Source organism: Pseudomonas alliivorans, from assembly GCF_017826695.1.
Classification (GTDB): Bacteria; Pseudomonadota; Gammaproteobacteria; order Pseudomonadales; family Pseudomonadaceae; genus Aquipseudomonas; species Aquipseudomonas alliivorans.
In genome coordinates, this window is the sequence record NZ_JAFFZW010000001.1 from 489,692 (window position 1) to 512,956 (window position 23,265).

At 60.1% G+C, this 23,265-nt stretch carries 19 protein-coding genes and 3 tRNA genes; 18 read left to right on the forward strand and 4 right to left on the reverse strand.

Annotation, left to right across the window (positions count from 1 at the left end):
* Positions 1 to 198: 198 nt before the first annotated feature.
* The 11 genes from accD (at position 199) to JTJ32_RS02330 (ending at position 8,971) form a co-directional block, all read left to right on the forward strand.
* The gene (gene accD / locus JTJ32_RS02280) at positions 199 to 1,119 is read left to right on the forward strand and encodes an acetyl-CoA carboxylase, carboxyltransferase subunit beta (protein WP_004884545.1); all 921 of its coding nucleotides are present in this window, start codon (positions 199 to 201) and stop codon (positions 1,117 to 1,119) included.
* On the forward strand, positions 1,116 to 2,420 hold the full coding sequence (gene folC, locus JTJ32_RS02285) for a bifunctional tetrahydrofolate synthase/dihydrofolate synthase (RefSeq protein WP_210040612.1): 1,305 nt from the start codon (positions 1,116 to 1,118) through the stop codon (positions 2,418 to 2,420). The genes accD and folC overlap by 4 nt, the downstream gene beginning before the upstream one ends.
* Entirely contained in the window at positions 2,404 to 3,084 is a 681-nt protein-coding gene (locus JTJ32_RS02290) for an SPOR domain-containing protein (protein ID WP_210040614.1), read from the forward strand. Before folC ends, JTJ32_RS02290 begins: the two co-directional genes overlap by 17 nt.
* A gap of 129 nt (positions 3,085 to 3,213) precedes the next feature.
* Complete coding sequence (locus JTJ32_RS02295) at positions 3,214 to 3,801, forward strand: CvpA family protein (protein WP_004884542.1); 588 nt, start codon at positions 3,214 to 3,216, stop codon at positions 3,799 to 3,801.
* A gap of 12 nt (positions 3,802 to 3,813) precedes the next feature.
* Positions 3,814 to 5,322, forward strand: a complete 1,509-nt coding sequence (purF, locus tag JTJ32_RS02300; protein ID WP_099230034.1) for an amidophosphoribosyltransferase — start codon at positions 3,814 to 3,816, stop codon at positions 5,320 to 5,322.
* A 20-nt stretch (positions 5,323 to 5,342) separates the two neighbouring features.
* Complete coding sequence (locus JTJ32_RS02305) at positions 5,343 to 6,554, forward strand: O-succinylhomoserine sulfhydrylase (protein WP_210040616.1); 1,212 nt, start codon at positions 5,343 to 5,345, stop codon at positions 6,552 to 6,554.
* Between the two features lie 50 nt (positions 6,555 to 6,604).
* The gene (locus tag JTJ32_RS02310; RefSeq protein ID WP_180274426.1) at positions 6,605 to 7,369 is read left to right on the forward strand and encodes an SDR family oxidoreductase; all 765 of its coding nucleotides are present in this window, start codon (positions 6,605 to 6,607) and stop codon (positions 7,367 to 7,369) included.
* A 141-nt stretch (positions 7,370 to 7,510) separates the two neighbouring features.
* Positions 7,511 to 7,586 (forward strand) — tRNA-Val (locus JTJ32_RS02315).
* 66 nt (positions 7,587 to 7,652) lie between these two features.
* A tRNA-Asp gene (locus JTJ32_RS02320) sits at positions 7,653 to 7,729 on the forward strand.
* Between the two features lie 114 nt (positions 7,730 to 7,843).
* A tRNA-Asp gene (locus JTJ32_RS02325) sits at positions 7,844 to 7,920 on the forward strand.
* A 220-nt stretch (positions 7,921 to 8,140) separates the two neighbouring features.
* A complete protein-coding gene (locus JTJ32_RS02330; RefSeq protein WP_099230040.1) occupies positions 8,141 to 8,971 on the forward strand; it encodes a DUF2242 domain-containing protein in 831 nt (276 codons plus the stop codon).
* A 103-nt stretch (positions 8,972 to 9,074) separates the two neighbouring features.
* Here the strand turns inward: JTJ32_RS02330 and ilvA are convergent, their stop codons facing one another.
* On the reverse strand, positions 9,075 to 10,610 hold the full coding sequence (gene ilvA, locus JTJ32_RS02335; RefSeq protein ID WP_210040618.1) for a threonine ammonia-lyase, biosynthetic: 1,536 nt from the start codon (positions 10,608 to 10,610) through the stop codon (positions 9,075 to 9,077).
* A gap of 393 nt (positions 10,611 to 11,003) precedes the next feature.
* On the opposite strand from ilvA, the gene JTJ32_RS02340 reads away from it, so the two are divergent.
* Positions 11,004 to 11,174 (forward strand): hypothetical protein, encoded by a 171-nt coding sequence (locus JTJ32_RS02340; protein ID WP_236059149.1) that lies wholly within the window; start codon positions 11,004 to 11,006, stop codon positions 11,172 to 11,174.
* 6 nt (positions 11,175 to 11,180) lie between these two features.
* On the opposite strand, the gene JTJ32_RS02345 is transcribed toward JTJ32_RS02340, so the two are convergent.
* Both JTJ32_RS02345 and JTJ32_RS02350 read right to left on the reverse strand, forming a co-directional pair.
* Positions 11,181 to 12,221 carry an AraC family transcriptional regulator gene (locus JTJ32_RS02345; RefSeq protein WP_210040620.1) on the reverse strand — a complete coding sequence of 347 codons (1,041 nt, stop codon included), beginning with the start codon at positions 12,219 to 12,221 and terminating at the stop codon, positions 11,181 to 11,183.
* Positions 12,222 to 12,223: 2 nt separating this feature from the next.
* Positions 12,224 to 13,366 (reverse strand): nitrilase-related carbon-nitrogen hydrolase, encoded by a 1,143-nt coding sequence (locus JTJ32_RS02350; protein ID WP_210040622.1) that lies wholly within the window; start codon positions 13,364 to 13,366, stop codon positions 12,224 to 12,226.
* Positions 13,367 to 13,590: 224 nt separating this feature from the next.
* On the opposite strand from JTJ32_RS02350, the gene JTJ32_RS02355 reads away from it, so the two are divergent.
* From JTJ32_RS02355 to JTJ32_RS02375, 5 genes are all read left to right on the forward strand, one after another.
* Positions 13,591 to 15,630 (forward strand): NADPH-dependent 2,4-dienoyl-CoA reductase, encoded by a 2,040-nt coding sequence (locus JTJ32_RS02355; RefSeq protein ID WP_210040624.1) that lies wholly within the window; start codon positions 13,591 to 13,593, stop codon positions 15,628 to 15,630.
* 51 nt (positions 15,631 to 15,681) lie between these two features.
* Complete coding sequence (locus JTJ32_RS02360; protein WP_210040626.1) at positions 15,682 to 16,617, forward strand: 1-aminocyclopropane-1-carboxylate deaminase/D-cysteine desulfhydrase; 936 nt, start codon at positions 15,682 to 15,684, stop codon at positions 16,615 to 16,617.
* Positions 16,618 to 16,738: 121 nt separating this feature from the next.
* Complete coding sequence (locus JTJ32_RS02365; protein WP_184319266.1) at positions 16,739 to 18,085, forward strand: MFS transporter; 1,347 nt, start codon at positions 16,739 to 16,741, stop codon at positions 18,083 to 18,085.
* A gap of 307 nt (positions 18,086 to 18,392) precedes the next feature.
* The gene (locus JTJ32_RS02370; protein ID WP_099228071.1) at positions 18,393 to 19,601 is read left to right on the forward strand and encodes an MFS transporter; all 1,209 of its coding nucleotides are present in this window, start codon (positions 18,393 to 18,395) and stop codon (positions 19,599 to 19,601) included.
* Entirely contained in the window at positions 19,601 to 20,881 is a 1,281-nt protein-coding gene (locus JTJ32_RS02375; RefSeq protein ID WP_099228073.1) for an arsenic transporter, read from the forward strand. The genes JTJ32_RS02370 and JTJ32_RS02375 overlap by 1 nt, the downstream gene beginning before the upstream one ends.
* Here JTJ32_RS02375 and JTJ32_RS02380 read toward each other — a convergent pair.
* Entirely contained in the window at positions 20,847 to 21,830 is a 984-nt protein-coding gene (locus tag JTJ32_RS02380) for a DUF1853 family protein (RefSeq protein ID WP_210040628.1), read from the reverse strand. The genes JTJ32_RS02375 and JTJ32_RS02380 overlap by 35 nt on opposite strands.
* A 290-nt stretch (positions 21,831 to 22,120) precedes the next feature.
* Between JTJ32_RS02380 and JTJ32_RS02385 the strand changes: the two genes are divergently transcribed.
* Positions 22,121 to 23,206 (forward strand): GGDEF domain-containing protein, encoded by a 1,086-nt coding sequence (locus tag JTJ32_RS02385; RefSeq protein ID WP_210040630.1) that lies wholly within the window; start codon positions 22,121 to 22,123, stop codon positions 23,204 to 23,206.
* Positions 23,207 to 23,265: the final 59 nt, after the last annotated feature.

Genomic DNA, 23,265 nt, shown 5'->3' on the forward strand with positions numbered 1-23,265 from the left:
TTGCGGGTCGAATTGAGTCAGGGGCGGTGCCGAAGCGCACCGTCCGGGTTGAAAAAAAACCGTGGTAGAGGGTGTGCAGGTCAGGCTGTCGGTCGACCGTTCCCCGTCTCATCGCCAACTAACGAATTTAGCTGAGGGCATGCGTCTGGCGTGAAAACGTCATGCGTTCGAGCCACACCGGTACTGGAGAGATAAAGCATGAGCAACTGGTTGGTAGACAAACTGATCCCATCGATCATGCGTTCCGAGGTCAAGAAGAGCTCGGTTCCTGAAGGACTGTGGCACAAGTGCCCATCCTGCGAAGCAGTGCTCTATCGGCCTGAGCTGGAAAAGACCCTGGATGTCTGCCCCAAGTGCAACCATCACATGCGCATCGGTGCCCGTGCCCGTCTGGACATCTTTCTGGATGCCGAAGGCCGTGAGGAACTGGGTGCCGATCTGGAGCCGGTTGACCGCCTGAAGTTTCGTGACGGCAAGAAGTACAAAGACCGTCTGACCGCTGCACAGAAGCAGACAGGCGAGAAAGATGCCCTGATCTCCATGAGCGGCACGCTGCTGGGCATGCCGGTCGTTGCGTCGGCGTTCGAGTTTTCCTTCATGGGCGGTTCGATGGGCGCCATCGTTGGTGAGCGTTTCGTGCGCGCTGCCGACTATGCGCTGGAAAACCGCTGCCCGATGATCTGCTTTGCCGCATCCGGTGGCGCGCGCATGCAGGAAGCGCTGATTTCCCTGATGCAGATGGCCAAGACGTCGGCAGTGCTGGCGCGTCTTCGTGAAGAAGGCCTGCCGTTCATCTCGGTATTGACCGATCCGGTCTATGGCGGTGTTTCAGCCAGTCTGGCGATGCTGGGCGACGTGATTGTCGCTGAACCCAAGGCGCTGATCGGGTTTGCCGGTCCGCGCGTCATCGAGCAGACCGTTCGCGAAAAACTGCCTGAAGGTTTCCAGCGCAGCGAATTCCTGCTGGATCACGGCGCAATCGACATGATCATTGCGCGTAGCGAACTGCGCCCACGTCTGGGCAACCTGCTGGCACAGATGATGAACCTGCCGACACCGAAATTCGTGGCACCGGTGATTGAGCCGATCGTCGTTCCACCGGCTCCGGCCACGGTATGACTCCCTCGACCCTGGGCGACTGGCTCGCCTACCTTGAGCAACTGCATCCTAGCGCCATCGACATGGGGCTGGATCGCTCGCGGAAGGTGGCACAGCAGCTGGGGCTCACGCGCCCGGCACCTCGGGTCATCACGGTAACAGGCACCAATGGCAAGGGTTCGACCTGCGCCTTTGTTGCGACCCTGTTGCAGGCTCAGGGCCTGAAAGTGGGTGTCTACAGCTCTCCGCACCTGCTGCGCTACAACGAGCGGGTGAAGGTGCAGGGTCTTGACGCAACGGATCTTGAGTTGTGCGATGCCTTCGCTGCGGTCGAATCGGCGCGTGGCGATGTCACTCTGACCTATTTCGAGATGGGCACGCTCGCCGCATTCTGGCTGTTCGAGCAGGCGAAGCTTGACGCGGTCGTGCTGGAAGTCGGTCTGGGTGGCCGCCTGGATGCCGTCAATCTCGTTGATGCCGACATCGCGCTGGTCACCAGCATTGGTCTCGACCATGCCGAATGGCTGGGTGACACGCGCGAATCGGTGGCTTTCGAAAAGGCCGGTATCTTCCGTGCCGGTCGTCCGGCGCTGTGTGGTGATCCAGATCCGCCCGAGCCATTGCTTGCCAAAGCTCTGGAGCTGGGTTGCCCGCTGCTGTTGAGGGGGCGCGATTTCGACCTTTCAGTGAGTCATCACGGCTGGGACTGGCGCGGTGTCGCTGGTGGTGAGGTGGTGGAGCTGCGTGATCTGCCGTTGCTCGATCTGCCCATGCAGAATGCCGCGCTGGCACTTCAGGCGTTTGCTCTGCTGGGCTACCCCCTGGATCAGCAGAGCGTCAGTAAGGCGTTGGCACAGACCCGGCTCGTCGGCCGTCTGGACCGCCGTACCGTTCATTGGCAGGGCAAGGCGCTTACGCTGTTGCTGGACGTGGGTCACAATCCGCATGCGGCGCAGTTTCTGGCGCAACGCATGGCGCAGCGGCCAATTGTCGGCAAGCGCCTGGCGGTCTTCGGTCTGTTGTCCGACAAGGATCTTGACGGTGTAGTCTTTGAGCTGGCTTCCAGCATTCAGGACTGGGCCGTTGCGCCGCTGCCCACCTCCCGCAGCCGACCTGCCGCAGAGCTGCAGGCTGCGCTTGAGAACCTTGGCGCTCGCGTGAAGTCCTACCAGAGTATCGCGCTGGCGCTGGAGGCTCAGTGTGCGCATGCCACGGCCGATGACGAAATTCTGCTGTTCGGATCTTTTTACTGTGTAGCCGAGGCCATTGAGTGGCTGGCCCGGCATACCGACGAGGACGCTGCAAATGGCTTTGCTGGATAACGTATTCAAGCAGCGGATGGTGGGTGCTCTGGTGCTGATCGCCCTGGCGGTGATCTTTCTGCCGATGCTGTTCACCCGTCAGGACGAAAGCCATCCGGTTCAGGTCGATGCACCTGCCGCCCCACAGGCACCTGCGGGTCAGCAGGTACAGGTCGAACCCGTGACCGTTCCCGAACCTCAGGCATTGCCGCAGGAACCTGTTCCGGATGAGGACGACGTGGCGGTGAGCAATCAGCCGCCGTCGATGCCGATCGCGCCTGCTCCTGCTCCTGCCGCACAGGCTCCAGCGGCCACTGCGCCACCGGCAGTCAAGCCTGCGCCGGCACCGAAGTCTGCGCCAGCTCCTGCGACACCCGCGGCACCTACCGCACCTTCCGCACCGGCAGTCGCCAAGGCTGGGCCGAGCGGTGTCGATGCGAACGGCCTGTCAGTCAGTTGGTCTGTACAACTGGCCAGCATGTCCAACCGTGCCAATGCCGACAATCTTCAGAAGACCCTGCGTACTCAGGGCTACAATGCCTACATCCGTACCGCCGATGGCGTTAACCGGGTGTTCGTTGGGCCGCTTATCGAGCGTGCCGAGGCTGATCGCCTGCGTGATCAACTCGACAAGCAGCAGAAGCTCAAAGGCATCGTGGTGCGGTTCCAGCCTGAAAAGGGCTGATCTTCCCGTCCTCTGAGCAGGCTCCGGGACGCCGTTTACAGGGAAAATGGCGTCCGCCGATAATCGCTGCTTACCGGCAGGCGGGCGCTCTGCTAAAATGCGCCGCCTTATCTGTCTGCAGGCTGCAACGTGCCATTTACTCCGGTTGACTGGGCAATTCTGGGAATTGTCGCCATCTCCGCCCTGATCAGTCTGAAACGCGGCTTCGTAAAAGAAGCACTGTCGTTGACGACGTGGATCATTGCAGGTGTCGTGGCCTGGATGTTCGGTGCGGGGCTGTCGCAGTATCTGGTCAACTACATAGAAACACCCTCGGCCCGCGTGATCGCGAGCTGCACCATTCTGTTTGTCGCCACCTTGCTGGTCGGCGCCATGGTCAACTTTCTGATAGGCGAACTGATTCGTGTCACCGGGCTTTCCGGGACCGATCGTTTTCTGGGTATGGTCTTTGGCGCTGCGCGCGGAGGCCTGCTTGTTGTTGTCGCGGTCGGACTGTTGAGTCTCGGGCCGGTGCAACAGGATCAATGGTGGCAGCAGTCGAGGCTGGTGCCGCAATTTCTCATGGTCGCTGACTGGTCGAAAAACCTGATTCTCGGGATGTCCAGCAAGTGGCTCGCCAGCGGCATCAGCGTACCTGCTGATCTGCCGTTCAAGGAGCAGATCCTGCCGTCTACAATACCGCAGGATGTGCTTGGTAAATCCAGTTCCACTAAGTAGGGGTTGTGTCGCATGTGTGGCATCGTCGGTATCGTCGGTAAGTCGAACGTCAATCAGGCGCTGTATGACGCGCTCACCGTCCTCCAGCACCGCGGCCAGGATGCTGCCGGTATTGTGACCAGCCACGACGGCCGGTTATTCCTGCGCAAGGACAACGGACTGGTGCGTGATGTGTTTCATCAGCGCCATATGCAGCGTCTGGTCGGGCACATGGGCATCGGTCATGTGCGCTACCCGACCGCGGGCAGCTCGACCTCGGCCGAGGCTCAGCCGTTCTACGTCAACTCGCCTTACGGCATCACGTTGGCGCACAACGGTAACCTGACCAACGTCGAGCAACTGGCCAAGGAGATCTACGAGTCTGACCTGCGCCACGTCAACACCAATTCCGATTCGGAAGTGCTGCTCAACGTGTTCGCTCATGAGCTGGCCGTTCGTGGCAAGCTGCAGCCGACCGAAGAAGACATCTTCGCGGCCGTGACCGACGTGCACAACCGTTGCCGTGGCGGCTACGCAGTCGTGGCGATGATCACCGGCTACGGCATCGTCGGCTTCCGCGACCCGGACGCCATTCGTCCCATCGTGTTCGGTCAGCGTCATACCGACGAAGGCGTCGAGTACATGATCGCCTCCGAAAGCGTTTCGCTCGATGTTCTGGGCTTTACGCTGATCCGCGACCTGGCACCGGGCGAAGCGGTCTACATCACCGAAGACGGCAAACTGCACACCCGTCAGTGCGCCGCCAATCCAAAGTACGCGCCCTGCATCTTCGAGCACGTCTACCTGGCGCGTCCGGATTCAATCATCGATGGTATCTCGGTCTACAAGGCGCGTCTGCGCATGGGCGAGAAGCTGGCTGACAAGATCCTGCGCGAGCGCCCGGATCACGACATCGACGTTGTCATCCCGATTCCGGACACCAGCCGCACGGCTGCGCTGGAACTGGCGAACCACTTGGGCGTCAAGTTCCGCGAAGGCTTCGTCAAGAACCGTTACATCGGCCGTACGTTCATTATGCCGGGCCAGGCTGCACGTAAAAAATCTGTGCGTCAGAAGCTCAATGCCATCGAGCTGGAGTTCCGCGGCAAGAACGTCATGCTGGTCGACGACTCCATCGTTCGTGGCACGACCTGCAAGCAGATCATTCAGATGGCCCGCGAAGCCGGTGCCAAGAACGTCTATTTCTGTTCGGCCGCTCCGGCGGTGCGTTACCCCAACGTCTACGGCATCGACATGCCGAGTGCTCACGAGCTGATTGCCCATAACCGTTCCACCCAGGACGTTGCCGACCTCATCGGTGCCGACTGGCTGGTCTATCAGGACTTGACTGACCTGATCGAAGCGGTCAGCGGCAGCAAGAAGATCAAGATCGATAACTTCGATTGCTCGGTCTTCGACGGCAAGTACGTGACCGGTGATATCGACGAGCATTATCTGAACAAGATCGAGCAGGCACGTAACGATGCCTCCAAGGTCAAGACCCAGGCAGTGAGCGCGATCATCGATCTGTACAACAATTAATTGGTTTCAGGAGTAGCGGCATGACTCAGGAATGGGATGCGGGTCGTCTCGACAGCGACCTTGAAGGCGTAGGGTTCGATACCCTCGCCGTACGTGCCGGGCAACATCGCACGCCGGAAGGCGAGCATGGCGATCCGATGTTCTTCACTTCCAGCTACGTGTTCCGCACGGCCGCCGACGCGGCCGCGCGTTTTGCCGGTGAAGTGCCGGGCAACGTCTACTCGCGCTACACCAACCCGACCGTTCGTTCCTTCGAGGAGCGCATGGCGGCGCTGGAAGGTGCAGAGCAGGCCGTTGCCACGGCGACCGGCATGGCTGCCACGCTGGCGGTTGTCATGAGTCTGTGCAGCGCCGGTGATCATGTTCTGGTGTCCCGCAGCGTATTCGGTTCGACCATCAGTCTGTTCGACAAGTACTTCAAGCGTTTCGGCATCGAAGTGGACTACGTGCCGCTGGCGGATCTGAGCGGTTGGGATGCAGCGATCAAGGCCAACACCAAAATGCTGTTCGTCGAGTCGCCCTCCAACCCATTGGCTGAACTGGTGGACATCGCCGCGCTGGCAGAAATCGCCCACGCCAAGGGCGCGATGCTGATCGTCGACAACTGCTTCTGCACGCCAGCCCTGCAGCAGCCGCTGAAACTGGGCGCTGACATCGTGGTCCATTCGGCAACCAAGTTCATTGACGGCCAGGGTCGTTGCATGGGCGGTGTGGTTGCCGGGCGTAGCGAGCAGATGAAGGAAGTGATCGGATTCCTGCGTACCGCCGGGCCGACCCTGAGCCCGTTCAATGCCTGGATCTTCCTCAAGGGCCTCGAAACCCTGAACCTGCGCATGCGCGCTCATTGCGCCAACGCTCAGGCGCTGGCCGAATGGCTCGAGCAGCAGGACGGTATCGAGAAGGTCCATTACGCCGGCCTCAAGAGCCACCCACAGCACGAGCTGGCTCAGCGTCAGCAGAAAGGCTTCGGTGCGGTCGTGAGTTTTGAGGTCAAGGGTGGTAAAGAGGGCGCGTGGCGCTTCATCGATGCGACGCGACTGATCTCGATCACCGCCAATCTGGGCGACACCAAGACCACCATCACTCACCCGAGCACTACGTCCCACGGGCGTCTGGCCCCTCAAGAGCGTGAAGCTGCCGGTATTCGTGACAGCCTGATCCGTGTTGCGGTAGGGCTGGAAGATGTCGCAGACCTGCAGGCCGATCTTGCGCTGGGTCTGGCGGCCTTGTGACGGCTGAAGTGAGCAGCGACGCGAGTGAAGGGATGAGCGACGACTGGGCGATGAAATTCTCCAGTACCCACAATGGCCGCGTGGCACTGGTCACCGGTGCCGCACGCGGCATCGGTCTGGGCATTGCAGCCTGGCTGATTGCCGAAGGCTGGCAAGTGGTATTGGCCGATCTGGATCGCAGGCGTGGTTCGAAAGTGGCCGGTGCACTGGGCGAAAATGCCCTGTTCATCACCATGGACGTCGCGAACGAGGAGCAGGTCGCCGCTGGCGTTGCCGAGGTGCTTCGGCGCTTTGGGCGACTGGACGCGCTGGTGTGCAATGCGGCGATTGCCGATCCGCATAACACCACGCTGGAAAGCCTTGAGCTGTCGCACTGGAATCGCGTGCTGGGTGTCAACCTTGGCGGGCCGATGCTGTTGGCCAAACATTGTGCGCCTTATCTGCGTGCGCATTGCGGCAGCATAGTCAACCTGACCTCGACCCGTGCCAGTCAGTCCGAGCCTGACACTGAGGCCTATGCTGCGAGCAAGGGCGGTCTGATGGCGCTGACACATGCGCTCGCCATCAGTCTGGGGCCCGAGATACGTGTCAATGCTGTCAGTCCCGGCTGGATCGACGCGCGTGATCCTTCATTGCGCCGTGCCGAACCGCTGTCGGAGGCTGATCATGCGCAGCATCCTGCAGGCAGGGTAGGGACAGTGGAGGACGTGGCGGCCATGGTCGCGTGGCTGCTTTCCCGTAACGCCGGTTTTGTCACCGGGCAGGAATTCGTGGTCGATGGCGGCATGACCCGCAAGATGGTGTACGCCGAGTAGTTGTACGTCCGCGCTTGCAAGCAGGTGTGTTTGGCTGATTGTTGTATGGGGTGCGATTGAAGCAGTTTTTAAAAAAACTTCAATCAGGCTATTGACTTAGGTTCGTTAGGTGCGTAAATTTCGCGGCCTCAACGAAGCAAAGGGTGATTAGCTCAGCTGGGAGAGCAGCTGCCTTACAAGCAGCGGGTCGGCGGTTCGATCCCGTCATCACCCACCATCGTTGAGTTTGAAAGCTGAAGCACGAGGGCTTTCAAAGTTGAAATCGGACGCAAGTCCACACTGCGCAGCGGTAGTTCAGTCGGTTAGAATACCGGCCTGTCACGCCGGGGGTCGCGGGTTCGAGTCCCGTCCGCTGCGCCATATTAGTACAGATTCGGTTCGCCGGGTCTGAGGTTGAAAGACTTGAGTCATTCAGCCTGATGTACAGGAAGCAAACTATCCAAGGTTTGTTTCAAACAGGGTTACAAGCGATACGCAGCGGTAGTTCAGTCGGTTAGAATACCGGCCTGTCACGCCGGGGGTCGCGGGTTCGAGTCCCGTCCGCTGCGCCATACAAAGCTTCAAGGCCCTTGAACTCCTTGAAGCAACAAAAAAGCGACCCTTGGGTCGCTTTTTTGTTGCCTGCGATTTGGCAATTTATTTCAGCGTGACGCGCCTTGTATCGAATCGTTGCGAACTCTGCGTTGATCCTGCGTCGGCCTTGTTGCAGACTTGTCGCCATTTTCCAGTTTGCAGTCTTGCTGGCAGTCATTTCCTTCCTCAGGATTATCGATGCTTAAGTTACTGAACGTTCGTACTGCGTGCGCTGTGTCCATGCTGCTGTTGGCTGCTGGCTGTTCTTCGCCCAAGCAGGCGGTCTACGACCATGAACATTTCGACGATGCCGGGACGTTTTCCCGCAGTTACCCGGCAACTGACCTGTCGTCCTGTGAAGCAGGGCGCCGGGCCTTGCTGAGTCAGGGTTACATCATCACCAGTAGCGATCCCAAGATGATTGCCGGGCGCAAGAGTTTCCAGCAGACGGGCGAAACACACATCGAGATCAGCTTCAATCTGGTCTGCGCGGCCGACGTGACGGCGGGCAGTTCGACCATGTTTGCCAACGCCTTGCAGGACCGCTACGCACTGAAGAAAACCAACAACTCTGCGAGCCTCGGAGTAGGGGTGCTGGGTTCGGTGTCGATGCCGATTGGCTCGACCGATGATTCGATGGTCAAGGTTGCCAGCGAGACAGTTGCCTCTGCCAAGTTTTACGAGCGTTTCTTCGGTTTGGTCGAGAACTTCCTGCCGCCGGATGTGAAGAAAGCTGCGCATATCGTCGAGAAGCCAAAGGCCGATCTGGGTGTGCCTGACCCCGCGCCTGCTGCTGTGGCACCCAAACCTGCCGAACCTGCGCAACTGGCGCCGAAAGCGGTTGAGGCTGCGCCCAAGGTTGAACCGGTTGCCGAGCCTGGGGCCGAGTCCGTAGCGCCCGCTGCCAGCGAGCCCGTCCCGGCACCGGACGAGCCTGCTTCTTTCAAGGCCGAGACGATTACCCCGCCGGAGACTCAGCCGGTCGAAATGACCACGCCTGCGCCGGTCGAGACCCAGCCAGCACAGTAGTTGCTCTGTACTGATTCTCCCTGCTGGGCGTAAGCATCTGCGAGCCCTGCGTAAGCGGAGCCGATGGGACGCTCAGCGTCCCGGTGTACGATCCCTTGGGGCCTCAGCCCAAAAACAACTTGTACGCCGGGTTCTCGCTCTCGTCCCAATATGGATAGCCGATCGCGGTAAGAGCCTGGCTTACCAGATGCCGCTCCTCCTCGGGCACCACCAGCCCTGCGACGACTCGCCCATCCGCCGCGCCGTGGTTGCGGTAGTGGAACATCGAGATGGTCCAGCGTCCGCCCAGGCGGTTGAGAAAGTTGAAGAGCGCACCAGGCCGTTCGGGGAATTCGAAGCGCAGCACCACTTCATCGCTGACGCGCTCGGCATGTCCGCCCACCATATGGCGGATGTGCAGTTTGGCCAGTTCGTTGTCGGTCAGGTCCAGCACCGGAAAGCCCTGCTCGGTCAGGCTGGCGATCAACGCGCTGCGTGGATCGTTTTCCGGGTGGGTCTGCACGCCGACGAAGATGTGCGCTTCGCGGTCGGTGTGGTAGCGGTAGTTGAATTCGGTGATCTGCCGCTTGCCGATGGCCTCGCAGAAGGCCTTGAAGCTGCCCGGCCTTTCCGGGATGGTCACGGCGATGATCGCTTCGCGGCCTTCGCCCAGTTCGGCGCGTTCGGCCACGTGGCGCAGGCGGTCGAAGTTGACGTTGGCCCCGGAGTCGATCGCCACCAGGGTCTGGCCGCTGACGCCGCGCTGCTCGACGTACTTCTTGATGCCGGCGACGGCCAGCGCACCCGACGGTTCGGTGATGGAGCGGGTGTCGTCGTAGATATCCTTGATCGCGGCGCAGATCTCGTCGGTGCTGACCGTGATCACTTCATCCACATAGTGGCGGCAAACTTCAAACGTGTGATGGCCGATCTGCGCCACCGCCACACCATCGGCAAACAGCCCGACCTGGCTGAGCACCACACGCTCGCCTGCGGCCAGGGCGGCTTGCAGGCAGTTGGAATCGTCCGGCTCGACGCCGATGACCTTGATGTCGGGCCGCAGGTATTTGACGTAGGCCGCAATGCCCGCGATCAGTCCGCCGCCGCCCACGGGCACGAAAATCGCGTCCAGTTGACCCGGCTGCTGGCGCAGGATTTCCATTGCCACCGTGCCTTGCCCGGCAATGGTGTCGGGGTCGTCGTAGGGATGGATGTACACAAAGCCCTGCTCATCGACCAGCTTCAGCGAATACGCCAGCGCTTCGGGAAACGAATCGCCATGCAGCACCACCGTTGCGCCGCGTGAGCGCACGCCTTCGACCTTGATCTCGGGCGTGGTGCGCGGCATCACGATAGTCGCTTTGATGCCCAGCTCCCGGGCTGCCAGCGCCAGGCCCTGCGCATGGTTGCCCGCCGAGGCCGTGACCACACCGCGCGCCGCGTCTTCAGCGGTCAGTTGCGCCAGCTTGTTGTAAGCGCCGCGAATCTTGAACGAGAACACCGGTTGCAGGTCTTCGCGCTTGAGCAGGATCTGATTGCCCAGTCGCTCGGACAGCTGACGCGCGCCGTGCAGCGGGGTCTCGATGGCGACGTCGTAGACACGTGAGGTGAGGATCTTGCGGGCATAGTGATTGAGCAGATCAGGCTGGCCATGACTCATCGCGTCGTGTCCTTGCAGGTCGTTGTTTTGCAGGAGGCGTTGCAGGAATACGCAACGATCAAATGCGCGGCTGCAATAAGGGCGATAGAGCGATGGATAGCGATCATGTCTGACTCCTGTTGAGCATTCAGTGGCTCTGGAGGCAGAAAAAAACCCGCCACCAGGGCGGGTTTTTTTGCAAACGTCGGCTAACCCGCCATGACTGGAATGACGGTAATAATAATCTGGTCGACGTTTTGCTGGATGAGGTTCATGTCGCCGAGGTTAGGGCGGCCGGGGCAATGAAGTCAAGACTTGATTGCCCATACCTCAAGACGTCCTGCGTCTGAAGATCCCGTCAGCCTTTTCGTTTATTGATGGGCATCAACATTTTTATTTCACATTGGCACTTTAATGTTGATCCAGCGGTCAGTTATTCCAGCTTTACTGACCGCAGTAAAAATCACCGCAAGACTCAACCAGCCGGAGGGCGAAGAAATGGATGAATATCAGGAAGAACTGCTCGAATATCGTGCGTCGGAACTGGACCCGGTAGAGCCGGCCGACGACGCTACCGAACTGTGAAGGGCGTCAGGCACTTCGGCGCTGGCTACGGCGGAACTCCCCCGGAGTCTGTCCGTTCCAGCGTTTGAACGCACGTTGAAAGGCTTCGGCCGACGCAAAACCCAACAGATAGGCAATCTCCCCGAACGCCAGTTCAGTGTCGCGAATATAGGTCATCGCCAAGTCACGTCGCGTGTCATTCAGGATGGCGCGAAAACGGGTGCCTTCTTCGGCCAGCTTGCGGCGCAGCGTCCATGTCGGCAGCTTCAACCGTGCTGCCACTTCCTCCAGATCCGGTTCTCTTGCCCCGCTCAGTAAGGGGCCCAGCAACTGAGTGATGCGTTCCCGCAGACTACGTGTGCGGGTCAACTGATCCAGTTCCTTCTCACACAGTTGCAGCAGATGCCGCCAGGTGCTTGGGCAATGATCGGGGTTTTTCATGGCCAGGCTGTCCTGACTCAGCCGAAGCTGATTGGTGGTCGCACCGAACGCAATCGGGCTGTCGCTCAGGTGTGCGTACTGCGCTGCGTAGTCAGGTGCTTCGAACTCGATTTCCACCCGCTGAGCATGCAGTCGGCTGCCAGCCAGCGACGAGAGTTGTGTGATCCAGCCGCTCAGGATCGAGTCCACGACAAAGCGGTTGTAACTGTTATAGGGACTGATCGAGTAGAAGCGTATCCAGGCTCCGCCAGCGTCTTCGTGAAAGCTCGACTGGCCTCGATAGTTTGCGCCGTAAAGAGGCTCGAAGCGGATCATCGTGCGGGCAGCCTCGCGCACATTCGGTGCCTGGGCGGCGGTGACGCCGGCGAGCCCTGCCTGGCCGAGCCTGCTCAGTTCTCCCATGCGCAGCCCCAGCCCCGGTTGACCGGTAAGCTGAATGGCGGCGTGGCCCAGCCGCATATAGCGCGGGATCGACAGCCGTGCACCGGCTTCGCCCAGACGGGTTGCATCCAGACCGTATTGTTCGAGCAGCAGGTCGGGATCGTGCCCGAAACTGCGTACAGCGTCCGTCAGGTTTTGGACAAAACCTACCGACAGATCACCCAGGCGCAAGGTCAGGTTCGGCATGTTCAGAGCCAGATGTTGATCAGGCGGGCGCCGTCGTTAACGTTGTTTTCAACCGGCTGCTCGGCAATGATCTGACCGCTGTGGCTGACAAAGCTTTGACCGGAAGTGCCCTGATTCCAGAATTGCCCGCGCATGAACACGCTGATACCGGCTCTGGCCGTGCTGTGTGGTTCACGTGCGATCAGGGTCAGGCGATGCCAGGCTTCGCGTTCGCTCAGGCTGCCGGGCTTGAGATCCAGTGTTGGCGTATCGTGCGTGCGGGTGCCATGCCACGGGTTCGACCAACTGTTCCTCCCGTTTACAAAGGCAGGCACGACGATCAGTTCAGCGTTTTGCTGATTCATCCGGGTGTAGTTATCCGGATACCAGCTGTCGGTGCCGATGAGGATGCCCAGTCGACCGGCAGGTGTGTCGATCACGTTGACCTGAGCGTTGCCTGCCGCCTTGACGTAGCGCTTCTGGTAGCGACTTGCATACAGCTGGCGTTGGGGCTGGCCCAGCGGTTTGCCGTCACTGCCAAAGGTCACGCTGCTGTTGTACAGGGCACCGCTGCCAATCTGCAGTTGTCCGTCTTCCACGCGAGGGTTTGGCAGCACGATGGAGCCTGCCACCAGCGTTATTTCGAACTCTCTGGCCAGCCCGCCGAAAACGGTCTGGTAATCGCGCACCATGGAGCGTGCCTTCATCCGCAAGCGTGCATCGTCCAGGCGCTTTTCGCCCTCGGCGCCGAGCATCGCCGTGACGAATTTCAAAGGATTGCTCCAGGCCAGCCAGTCCATGGACTCGTCCACGGTGGACGCCTGATAGAACTGGTTCTTCTCACCGCTGGCATACAACCAGGTGCCGATGTGCTCAGGCAGCACAACGATGGTCCGGGCGTTGATCAGCCCATGGTCACGCGCCTGCTGCAGATAGGCCGCGAGTTTGCGATGCAGGTGCGACAGGTCCTGATAATCAGTGGGAAACAGCTCGGGCTCGATGCCCAGCAGGTTTCCCCGCTCGCCGGGTTGTCCTTCATTGATGGCCAGGCGGATGCGCAGATCCGACAGGTAATGCCCCATGGGGCGCTGCTCGGTCCAGAGCGCGTAACTGACAAGGCTGGCCAGGCTCACCAGGATGAGGCAAGTGGCAAAGAATTTACGCATAAGAGGGGCGCACGGCTGCCTTGATGAAATTGTCGACTAGGGTAGGACTACACCCGGCGCTTGCCAAGGGGTGCTGCGCGTTTGGATCAATAACTTGTCACTTTCGGTCATTGAGTGTGATTGGGTGGCTCTTTACTGTTGCGCCATACAGGTCCGCAGGATCTTGATGAAGAGGGCACGCAGAGGCCCTCATCTACCCGTGATTGAAACGATGGAGCTCCGCCATGACTGCTGCTCATTACCCGCATCTGCTGGCCCCGCTGGATCTGGGCTTCACCACGCTGCGCAACCGCAGCCTGATGGGCTCGATGCACACCGGCCTTGAAGAGAAGCCAGGCGGTTTCGAGCGCATGGCGGCGTACTTTGCCGAGCGTGCACAGGGCGGTGTAGGCCTGATGGTGACGGGTGGCATCGCGCCGAACGAAGAAGGCGGCGTCTACGACGGCGCGGCCAAACTCACGACTCCGGAAGAAGCCGGGCAGCATCGCGTCGTGACCCAGGCGGTCCACGAGGCAGGTGGCAAGATCTGCCTGCAGATTCTGCATGCCGGACGCTATGCATACAGCCGCAAGCAGGTCGCGCCCAGTGCGATTCAGGCACCGATCAACCCGTTCAAACCGCGCGAACTGGACGAAGAGGGCATCGAAAAACAGATCAGCGATTTCGTGACCTGCTCGATGCTTGCTCAGAGCGCAGGCTATGACGGCGTCGAGATCATGGGGTCGGAAGGTTACTTCATCAATCAGTTCCTGGCCGCGCATACCAATCACCGCACCGACCGCTGGGGCGGCAGTTACGAAAACCGCATGCGTCTGGCGGTCGAGATCGTGACGCGGGTGCGCCAGGCCGTCGGCCCGAACTTCATCATCATCTTCCGCCTGTCGATGCTGGATCTGGTCGAAGGCGGCAGCACCTGGCAGGAAATCGTGCAACTGGCCAAGGCGGTCGAACAGGCGGGCGCGACGATTATCAACACGGGCATCGGCTGGCACGAAGCGCGGATTCCGACCATCGCCACCAAGGTCCCGCGCGCCGCGTTCAGCAAGGTCACGGCCAAGCTGCGCGGTTCGGTGAGCATTCCACTGATCACCACCAATCGGATCAATACCCCGGAAGTCGCCGAGCGGATTCTCAGTGAGGGCGATGCGGACATGGTGTCCATGGCGCGACCGTTCCTGGCCGATCCGGAATTCGTCAACAAGGCTGCGGCCGGGCATGCGGAGCTGATCAACACCTGCATCGGCTGCAATCAGGCTTGTCTGGACCACACCTTCGGCGGCAAGTTGACCAGTTGCCTGGTCAATCCGCGTGCCTGTCACGAAACCGAACTCAATTATCTGCCCGCCCGCCAGATCAAGAAGATCGCCGTGGTCGGCGCAGGCCCGGCAGGGCTGGCAGCGGCCACGGTGGCTGCCGAGCGTGGACATCAGGTGACCCTGTTCGATTCGGCCAGCGAAATCGGCGGCCAGTTCAACATCGCCAAACGCATTCCGGGCAAGGAAGAATTCTCCGAAACCCTGCGCTATTTCACTCACAAGGTGCAAAACACCGGTATCGACTTGCGTTTGAATACTCGTGTGACGGCGCAGGATCTGTTGGGCGCAGGTTTTGACGACATCATCCTGGCCACCGGCATCGCTCCGCGTACACCGGCTATTCCTGGTATCGACAACCCGAAGGTGCTCAGCTATCTGGACGTGATCCTGCAGCGCAAGCCGGTAGGGCGCAGCGTGGCAGTGATCGGGGCGGGTGGCATCGGTTTCGACGTGTCGGAGTACCTGGTGCATCAGGGTGTCGCCACGAGCCTGGACCGCGAGGCGTTCTGGAAGGAGTGGGGCATTGATACCACTCTGGAAGCGCGCGGTGGCGTTGCGGGGATCAAGCCGGAAGTCCATGCGCCGGCGCGTCAGGTTTTCCTGTTGCAGCGCAAGAGCTCCAAGGTTGGCGACGGTCTGGGCAAGACCACCGGCTGGATTCATCGCACCGGCTTGAAGAACAAGCAGGTGCAGATGCTCAACAGCGTTCAGTACCTGAAAATCGACGAGGCCGGTTTGCATATCCGCATTGGCGAAGAAGGAGAAGAAAAGTTGCTGCCGGTGGACAACATTGTGATTTGCGCCGGGCAGGACCCGCTGCGCGAACTGTACGACGATCTGGTCGCGGCGAAGCAGACCGTACACCTGATCGGCGGCGCGGATGTGGCTGCCGAACTGGATGCCAAGCGGGCCATCGACCAGGGCTCGCGACTGGCCGCCGGGCTGTGACATCGCACGCGGGCAGGTAAACTGCGGCCCGTTCCATAACCGGCCTTGACCATGATTCGTGACGCCCTTGACTGGCAGCCCGTTGCACCGCTTGAAACCCTCGACTTCGACTGGCTGCAACAGGCCGGGGTCGAGGTGGCGATCCTGCGTCTGGATCTCATCGATCCACTGATCAGCGGCAACAAATGGTTCAAGCTGATCGGGCACCTGACTCGGGCCGTTCGCGTCGGGGCAACCGGTGCGATCAGCCTGGGCGGCGCTCATTCCAATCATCTTCATGCACTGGCCGCAGCGGGCAAGCGCTTTGGTTTCCCGACCGCAGGCCTGTTGCGCGGTCATCCGCAGGAAACGCCAACTGTGCTCGACTTGCAGGCGTTCGGTATGCAGTTGCACTGGCTCGGTTACGCCGGTTATCGCGAGCGGCATGCGGCTGATTTCTGGCTTCCCTGGCAGGCGCGTTATCCAGAGCTGTATCCGATTCCTGAAGGCGGTGGCGGTTTGCCGGGGACCGAAGGCTGCGCGCGGCTGTTGTCGCTGGTTCGCAGCCAGCTCTCGCAATCGGGCTGGGACGATTACCACGGCTGGTGGCTGGCCGCCGGGACCGGCACAACGCTGGCCGGACTGGTCATTGCCGAGCAGGGTATCCACCCGGTGTATGGCGCGATGGCGGTGCCGGATGATCATGGCGTGGCACAGAACATTGCGGCACTGGTTACTGATGACCCGTCCCGCTGGCAGTTGCTTGATGCCAGCCGAGGCGCGTTTGCCAGAACGGATGCGCTCCTGCTGGAGTTCATGGATCACAGTGAAGCACACGGTGGTGTACCGCTTGAGCCACTTTATACGGGCAAAGCCTTGCTGGCGCTGCATGACGAAGTGCTGGCTGGCCGCTTCAAAACCGGCACCCGCCTGGTTTTTGTCCATACCGGTGGGTTGCAGGGCAGGCGTGCGATGGGATTAAAGCCCGTGCCAGAGCCTTTGGCATGAAAACTGTACTTGTATGCGCCGAGGCGTCGGCCCTGACTATGCGGATGACTGTTCTGGACTGAGGTGTCCGGGTCACTGTCTCGATAATCGATCCATTCAAGATCCATACGCCGAGGTCAGCATGACAACTACCGCCGCAGAACACGTCGATCCTGCCACGCTGAGAAAAGTCATCGTGGCGGCCGCCATTGGCAACTTTGTCGAATGGTTCGACTTTGCCGTCTATGGCTTTCTGGCCACCACCATCGCCTTGCAGTTCTTCCCCAGCGGCGACACCAGCGCAGCGCTGTTGAAAACCTTCGCCGTATTTGCCGTGGCGTTCGCGTTCAGGCCGCTGGGCGGCATCTTTTTCGGCATGCTGGGCGATCGGATAGGCCGCAAGCGGACGCTGGCCATGACCATTCTGCTGATGGCGGCGGCAACGACCCTGATCGGTTTGCTGCCCACATACGCCGCTATCGGAGTGACCGCACCGATTCTTTTGACCATCATTCGCTGCGCTCAAGGTTTTTCGGCCGGTGGAGAATACGCCGGAGCCTGCGCCTACCTGATGGAGCATGCTCCGCGTACGCAACGCGCCTGGTACGGCAGCTTCGTGCCGGTTTCGACCTTTTCCGCCTTCGCGGCGGCGGCCGTGGTGGCTTATGCGCTCGAGGCCTCGTTGTCCTCTGAAGCCATGGGCAGCTGGGGCTGGCGTCTGCCGTTCCTGATCGCTGCGCCGCTTGGGCTGGTGGGCTTGTACCTGCGCTGGAAACTGGATGAAACTCCGGCGTTTCAGGCGGTCACCAAGGAGCACGCGGTCGCCCACTCACCGCTCAAGGACACCCTGCGCAATCATGCAGGCGCGATTTGCTGCCTGGGCGCGTTCGTGTCGCTGACGGCGTTGTCGTTCTATATGTTCACCACCTATTTCGCGACCTATTTGCAGGTGGCGGGCGGTTTGAGTCGAGCATCCGCGTTGCTGGTGTCGCTGATTGCCCTGGCGTTCGCCGCAGCGATCTGCCCGCTGGCAGGCGCCTATTCTGATCGGGTAGGGCGTCGCGTCACGATGGCCACCGCCTGCATTCTGTTGATGCTGGTGGTGTTTCCATCGTTTTTGATGGCCAGCTCCGGCTCGTTCGCAGCTTCAGTGATCGGCGTCATGCTGTTGGCAGTCGGCGCGGTGCTGTGTGGCGTGGTCACGGCAGCGCTGCTGTCAGAGATATTTCCGACCCGCACGCGATACACCGCGTCGGCCATCACTTACAACATGGCCTACACACTGTTTGGCGGCACTGCTCCGTTGGTGGCCACCTGGCTGATCAGCACGACCGGCAGCAACCTGTCACCGGCGTTCTACCTGATCGCCGTGGCGGTAATGGCGATGGTGGGTGGTCTGGCCTTGCCCGAGACTTCCAGGGTTTCGTTGCATGATGTGGCGGTTGCGGATAATGAGGCAGCCATTGGTTCAGCTCAGACGCATGCATGACGCCTCGTTTGCCCATCGCTGCGCATGGGCATGCCTCCCGTAACGCTCCGCTTCACGGTGTATGCGCAGGTACATCCCGCCGATCAATCGGGACGCAGAGCGTCCCGAGCGACGTGCCAACGCAAGGCATTGGCACGATCGCTATCAAAAGCCTTATCCGCACCGCTGGCTGAACCGGTTTACAAAAACGCAACAAAACGTGGCACTCCTGCCCTGAAAAATGGCACATTGGCGCGCCCTGGTACGCGTGACACATCTTGTAATCATCCGTCCGGGGACACCCGAAAATCTTTTATGGATGAATCCCATGGCGACCAGTGCTCAGCCAGGTGCGGCGACGGCCACGACAACCCCACAATCCAGCCCGCTGGTGATGCGCATCATTGGTGCCGTTGCCCTCGCGCACCTGATCAATGACCTGATCCAGGCGATCCTGCCGTCGATCTATCCGATGCTCAAGGCCAGCTATGACCTGAGCTTCACCCAGATCGGCCTGATCACTCTGACGTTTCAGATCACTGCGTCATTGTTGCAGCCGTGGGTCGGCTATTACACGGATCGTCATCCCAACCCGCTGGTGTTGCCGGTGGGTTCGATCTGCACCCTGATCGGCATCGTGATGATGTCGATGGCCGGCACTTTCGCGCTGATTCTGCTCGCCGCCGCGCTGATCGGCATCGGTTCGTCCACCTTCCACCCGGAAGCCTCGCGTATCGCGAGACTGGCCTCGGGCGGACGTTACGGGCTGGCGCAATCGACGTTTCAGGTCGGTGGCAATACCGGGTCGGCATTTGGACCGTTGCTGGCGGCGGCGATCATCATCCCGTTCGGGCAGGGCAATGTGGCCTGGATCGGTCTGTTCGCACTGTTTTCCCTGGGTTTGCTTTACGCGATCAGCCGTTGGTATCGCGCGCACCTGAACCTGTTCAAGCTTAAGGCCGGGCAAGCTGCGACTCACGGTCTGTCGAGAGGGCGAGTGATTGCCTCGCTGGGTGTGCTGGCGTTTCTGGTGTTCTCCAAGTTCTTTTACATGACCAGCCTGACCAGCTATTTCACGTTCTACCTGATCGAGAAGTTTGACCTGTCCGTAGCCAGCTCGCAGTTGCACCTGTTCCTGTTTCTGGGCGCGGTGGCAGCGGGGACGTTCTTCGGCGGTCCGATTGGCGACAGGATCGGGCGCAAGGCGGTCATCTGGTTCTCGATCCTCGGTGCCGCGCCTTTTACCCTGGCACTGCCTTATGCAGACCTGTTCTGGACCAGCGTGCTGAGCGTGATCATCGGCTTTGTGCTGGCGTCGGCGTTCTCGGCCATCGTGGTCTACGCACAGGAACTGGTGCCTGGCAACGTCGGCATGATCGCCGGGCTTTTCTTCGGCCTGATGTTCGGCTTCGGCGGCATCGGCGCAGCCTTGCTCGGCAGTCTGGCCGACAGCCACGGCATTCTCTTCGTTTACAACCTGTGTTCGTACCTGCCGCTGCTTGGCATTCTCGCGATCTTTCTGCCCCGGACTAAATAATGCTGATAGCAACGCTGATTTTCCTGTTCACCATCACGCTCGTCATCTGGCAGCCCAAAGGGCTCAGTGTTGGCTGGAGCGCAGTGCTCGGGGCAGGTCTGGCGTTGCTGACCGGCGTGGTTCACCTCAGTGATATTGCGGTGGTGTGGGGCATCATCTGGAATGCCACGGCCACTTTCATTTCGCTGATCATCATCACTTTGCTGCTGGATGAGGCGGGTTTCTTTTCCTGGGCTGCGCTGCACGTGGCGCGGTGGGGCAATGGCAAGGGGCGGCGTCTGTTCGCGTTCTTCGTGCTGTTCGGCGCGCTGGTGTCGGCGCTGTTTGCCAACGACGGTGCGGTGCTGATTCTGACGCCGATCGTGATCGCAATGATGCTGGCGCTGCGCTTTTCCCCGGCCTCGACCCTGGCGTTCGTCATGGCCGCCGGGTTCATTTCCGACACTGCGAGCCTGCCCCTGGTGGTATCGAACCTGGTAAATATCGTGTCGGCGGACTATTTCAAGATCGGCTTCAATCGATATGCGGCGGTCATGGTGCCGGTCAATCTGGTCAGCGTTGCGGCCACGCTGGCGGTATTGATGCTGTATTTTCGTCGTGACATCCCGCGTGACTTCGATCCTGACCAGCTTGATAAACCGGAAACCACGATCAAGGACCGGGCGACCTTCATGGCCGGCTGGTGGGTGTTGCTGATTCTTCTGGTGGGCTGTTTTGCACTCGAGCCGCTGGGGATCCCGATCAGCGCAATTTCGGCGACCTGCGCGGTACTGTTGCTGGGCATTGCCGCCAAGGGCCACACCATTTCCACGCGCAAGGTCATCAAGGAAGCGCCTTGGCACATCGTGGTGTTTTCGCTGGGCATGTACCTCGTGGTTTATGGCCTGCGTAACGCCGGACTGACCGGCTACCTGGCCAGCCTGCTGGACTGGTTTGCCGGTTACGGTATCTGGGGCGCTGCGATGGGGACGGGGGTGATGACTGCGTTCCTGTCGTCGATCATGAACAACATGCCAACGGTCCTGATCGGTCTGTTGTCCATTGAAGGCAGTCATGCGACCGGTGCCATTCAGGAAGCGATGATTTACGCCAACGTGATCGGCAGCGACCTGGGACCGAAAATCACCCCGATCGGCAGTCTGGCAACCCTGCTGTGGCTGCATGTGCTGCAACGCAAGGGCATCACTATCGGCTGGGGTTATTACTTCAAGGTCGGCATCGTGCTGACCCTGCCGGTGTTGCTGATCACACTGGCGGCGCTGGCACTGCGATTGGGTTGAGCGGGTGGCTGGTGTCGGCCAGGTTTGGCCACAGGTCTGACACCAGAAACAATCGCTCGGCTTCCTCCCATTCACCTTCGGCGTTTTCGGTCAGACGCACCAGCAGTTGCGCCGGGGCCAGCGGATCGAGTTGTATCAGCCAGTCCTGCAACTGTTGATTGCTCCACGCTTGCCGGTAATGCGCCGGTGCCAGCCAGGCGTGGCGGGGCAGCGGTTGCCAGCGATCTGATGCGTTCAACGTCATGAACCGCTCCCAGTCGCGCTGATGCAGCCAGCGACCCTTCAAATGTTGCCGATGCGCTCCCGCAGGCGGATCGGCAGATCCCGGCCATGGATAAAGCAGATACCCGCCCAGCCACAGTTCGGCGTTGAAGGCCTCGACGCCAAGCGCTGCCAGCGTCGAGCGGCTTTCCGGGCGTGAGGAAATCGGCAGTTGATGCTGGCTCAGGTGCGCAAGCTTGCGGTCCAGCCGATCGTGACAGCCAGGACCGAGCCATTGCGCGGGGTCGCTGCCGCCGCCGTCCTGCGGCCCGAGATACAGCTTGATCGCCAGCTCCACGTGATGCACGCCGTCGCGGTCGCGCAGCAGCATGTCCAGCTCCCCCAGCGTCTGACCGTCCAGCCGGATCGGCAGGTTGGCGGCTATGATCTCTACGCCCGGTGCGTGCTGCACTGCAAATTGCCAGAGTCTTTCGTAATAACGGCCCAGACGGCGAGTGGAAGCCTGCGCAATCCAGTGCTCCAGCTCCTGGCTGTCCTGATCCAGTTTGCGCAGGAAGTCGGCCAGTCGTTGTGGCGCCTCGACCCACTCGCTTCCGGCCAGCGGATGGCGTTGCGGCCAGGGCGTGGCGTCCAGCATGGGCGGCGCCAGAATGACCCACGCAAGGTCGCGCACCTCAGGGTGTCGCAACTGACGTGGAAGGTCGATCAGGTCGGGAAATAAAGTCATGTATCGAGAATAGCCTGAGTCGGGTCTGACAGGTCGAGTGTTTTCTCAGGCATCAGGCCAATACTTTTCAAAACGCAAGCGATCAATTCGCTATCACGCTGTCACTTCTGACAGGACGATCATTGCGTCGTCACAATGACAGGCATATCTTGGTGCTGGCATTTTAATACGAGTTTGTAATCAGGCGTTGAATTGCAACCGATTTGAAAGCCCATTTTGTTGTTAACAGTCGGGTGCGGTGAAGGTGGCAATCTTTGTCATGGCAGGGTTTGGAAGGCCTGGAGTTTTCAATGAACCGTGAAATGCAGGCCCGTATAAAAAATCTTCTCTCTCCCGCCGTTGCATTGGCGCAATGTCTGGCGATCCTGTGTTGGGTCATTGTTCTGTTGGTGACGCCAGGCGTTCATTATGGCGCTCTGGAGGTCGTGCTTACCCTTGGGCTTCTTTCGATCTGCGCCGTGCAATGCCGCGCCAGACATTTCAAGGTCTGGCGGCTGGCAAGCGTTCTCTTCGTGGTCGTGGTCGCCTGCTGTTTTGCCAGAGCCAGTCAGTTGAACAGTGCCATGGGCATCAATTGGGCATTGCCGATTGCGGTGATGATTATTCTCGGATCGACATTATTGATGGTCTATACCCGGGATTATGTGCTGGTGACAATGCTGTCCTGGATTATTCTCTCTCCGGCGCAAGGTATTGAGCCCGGTACGGTCGCTTATATATTCATCGCGCTGTTGTTTATTGCATCGACGAGCCTCGGCATTCTGCTCAATCACACTTATACCCGCACGATTCGAAACGTACTGTCACTGGAAAGCCGTTTTCGCGAACTGTCATTGATCGATCATTTGACGGATATATTGAATCGTCGCGCCCTGATGGAGGCTTTGGAAGAGCATCTGGCAGCCCGGAGTGCCGGTTACTTTCTGATGCTGGATATCGATGACTTCAAGCGGATCAACGACGAGTCCGGCCATGATGCCGGTGATGAAGTGCTGCGATGCATGGCTTCATGCCTGAAAAGAACCGCGGGCAGTCTCGCGTATGGCCGTCTGGGTGGGGAGGAGTTCGGCGTGATCCTGCCAGTCTGCAACGAACACGAGGCGCGCAACTATGTGAACCGGCTTCTGGATTCCATCAGGCAGGCAGCGAACGGTTATCCCTTCACCTGCAGCGCAGGGCTGGCAGAAATCGACGCCCAGTCAACTGCTTTTCAAGTGCTCAAGACGGCGGACATCAACCTGTATCAGGCCAAGGGGGCAGGCAAGGACATGGCCTTTTGGAAAAACCTGCCTCTGGTTGACTCAACGGCGGGTTGCCCTGGCGCTGAGCGTGATCAGATGCAAGAGTGGGTGCCATCTCCCGGCGTAGAGCCCTGAAACGGCGCCTGATGCTGCACGTCCGTTTGCCGCTGCGTGGTGCTTTCGCCCATAATCCC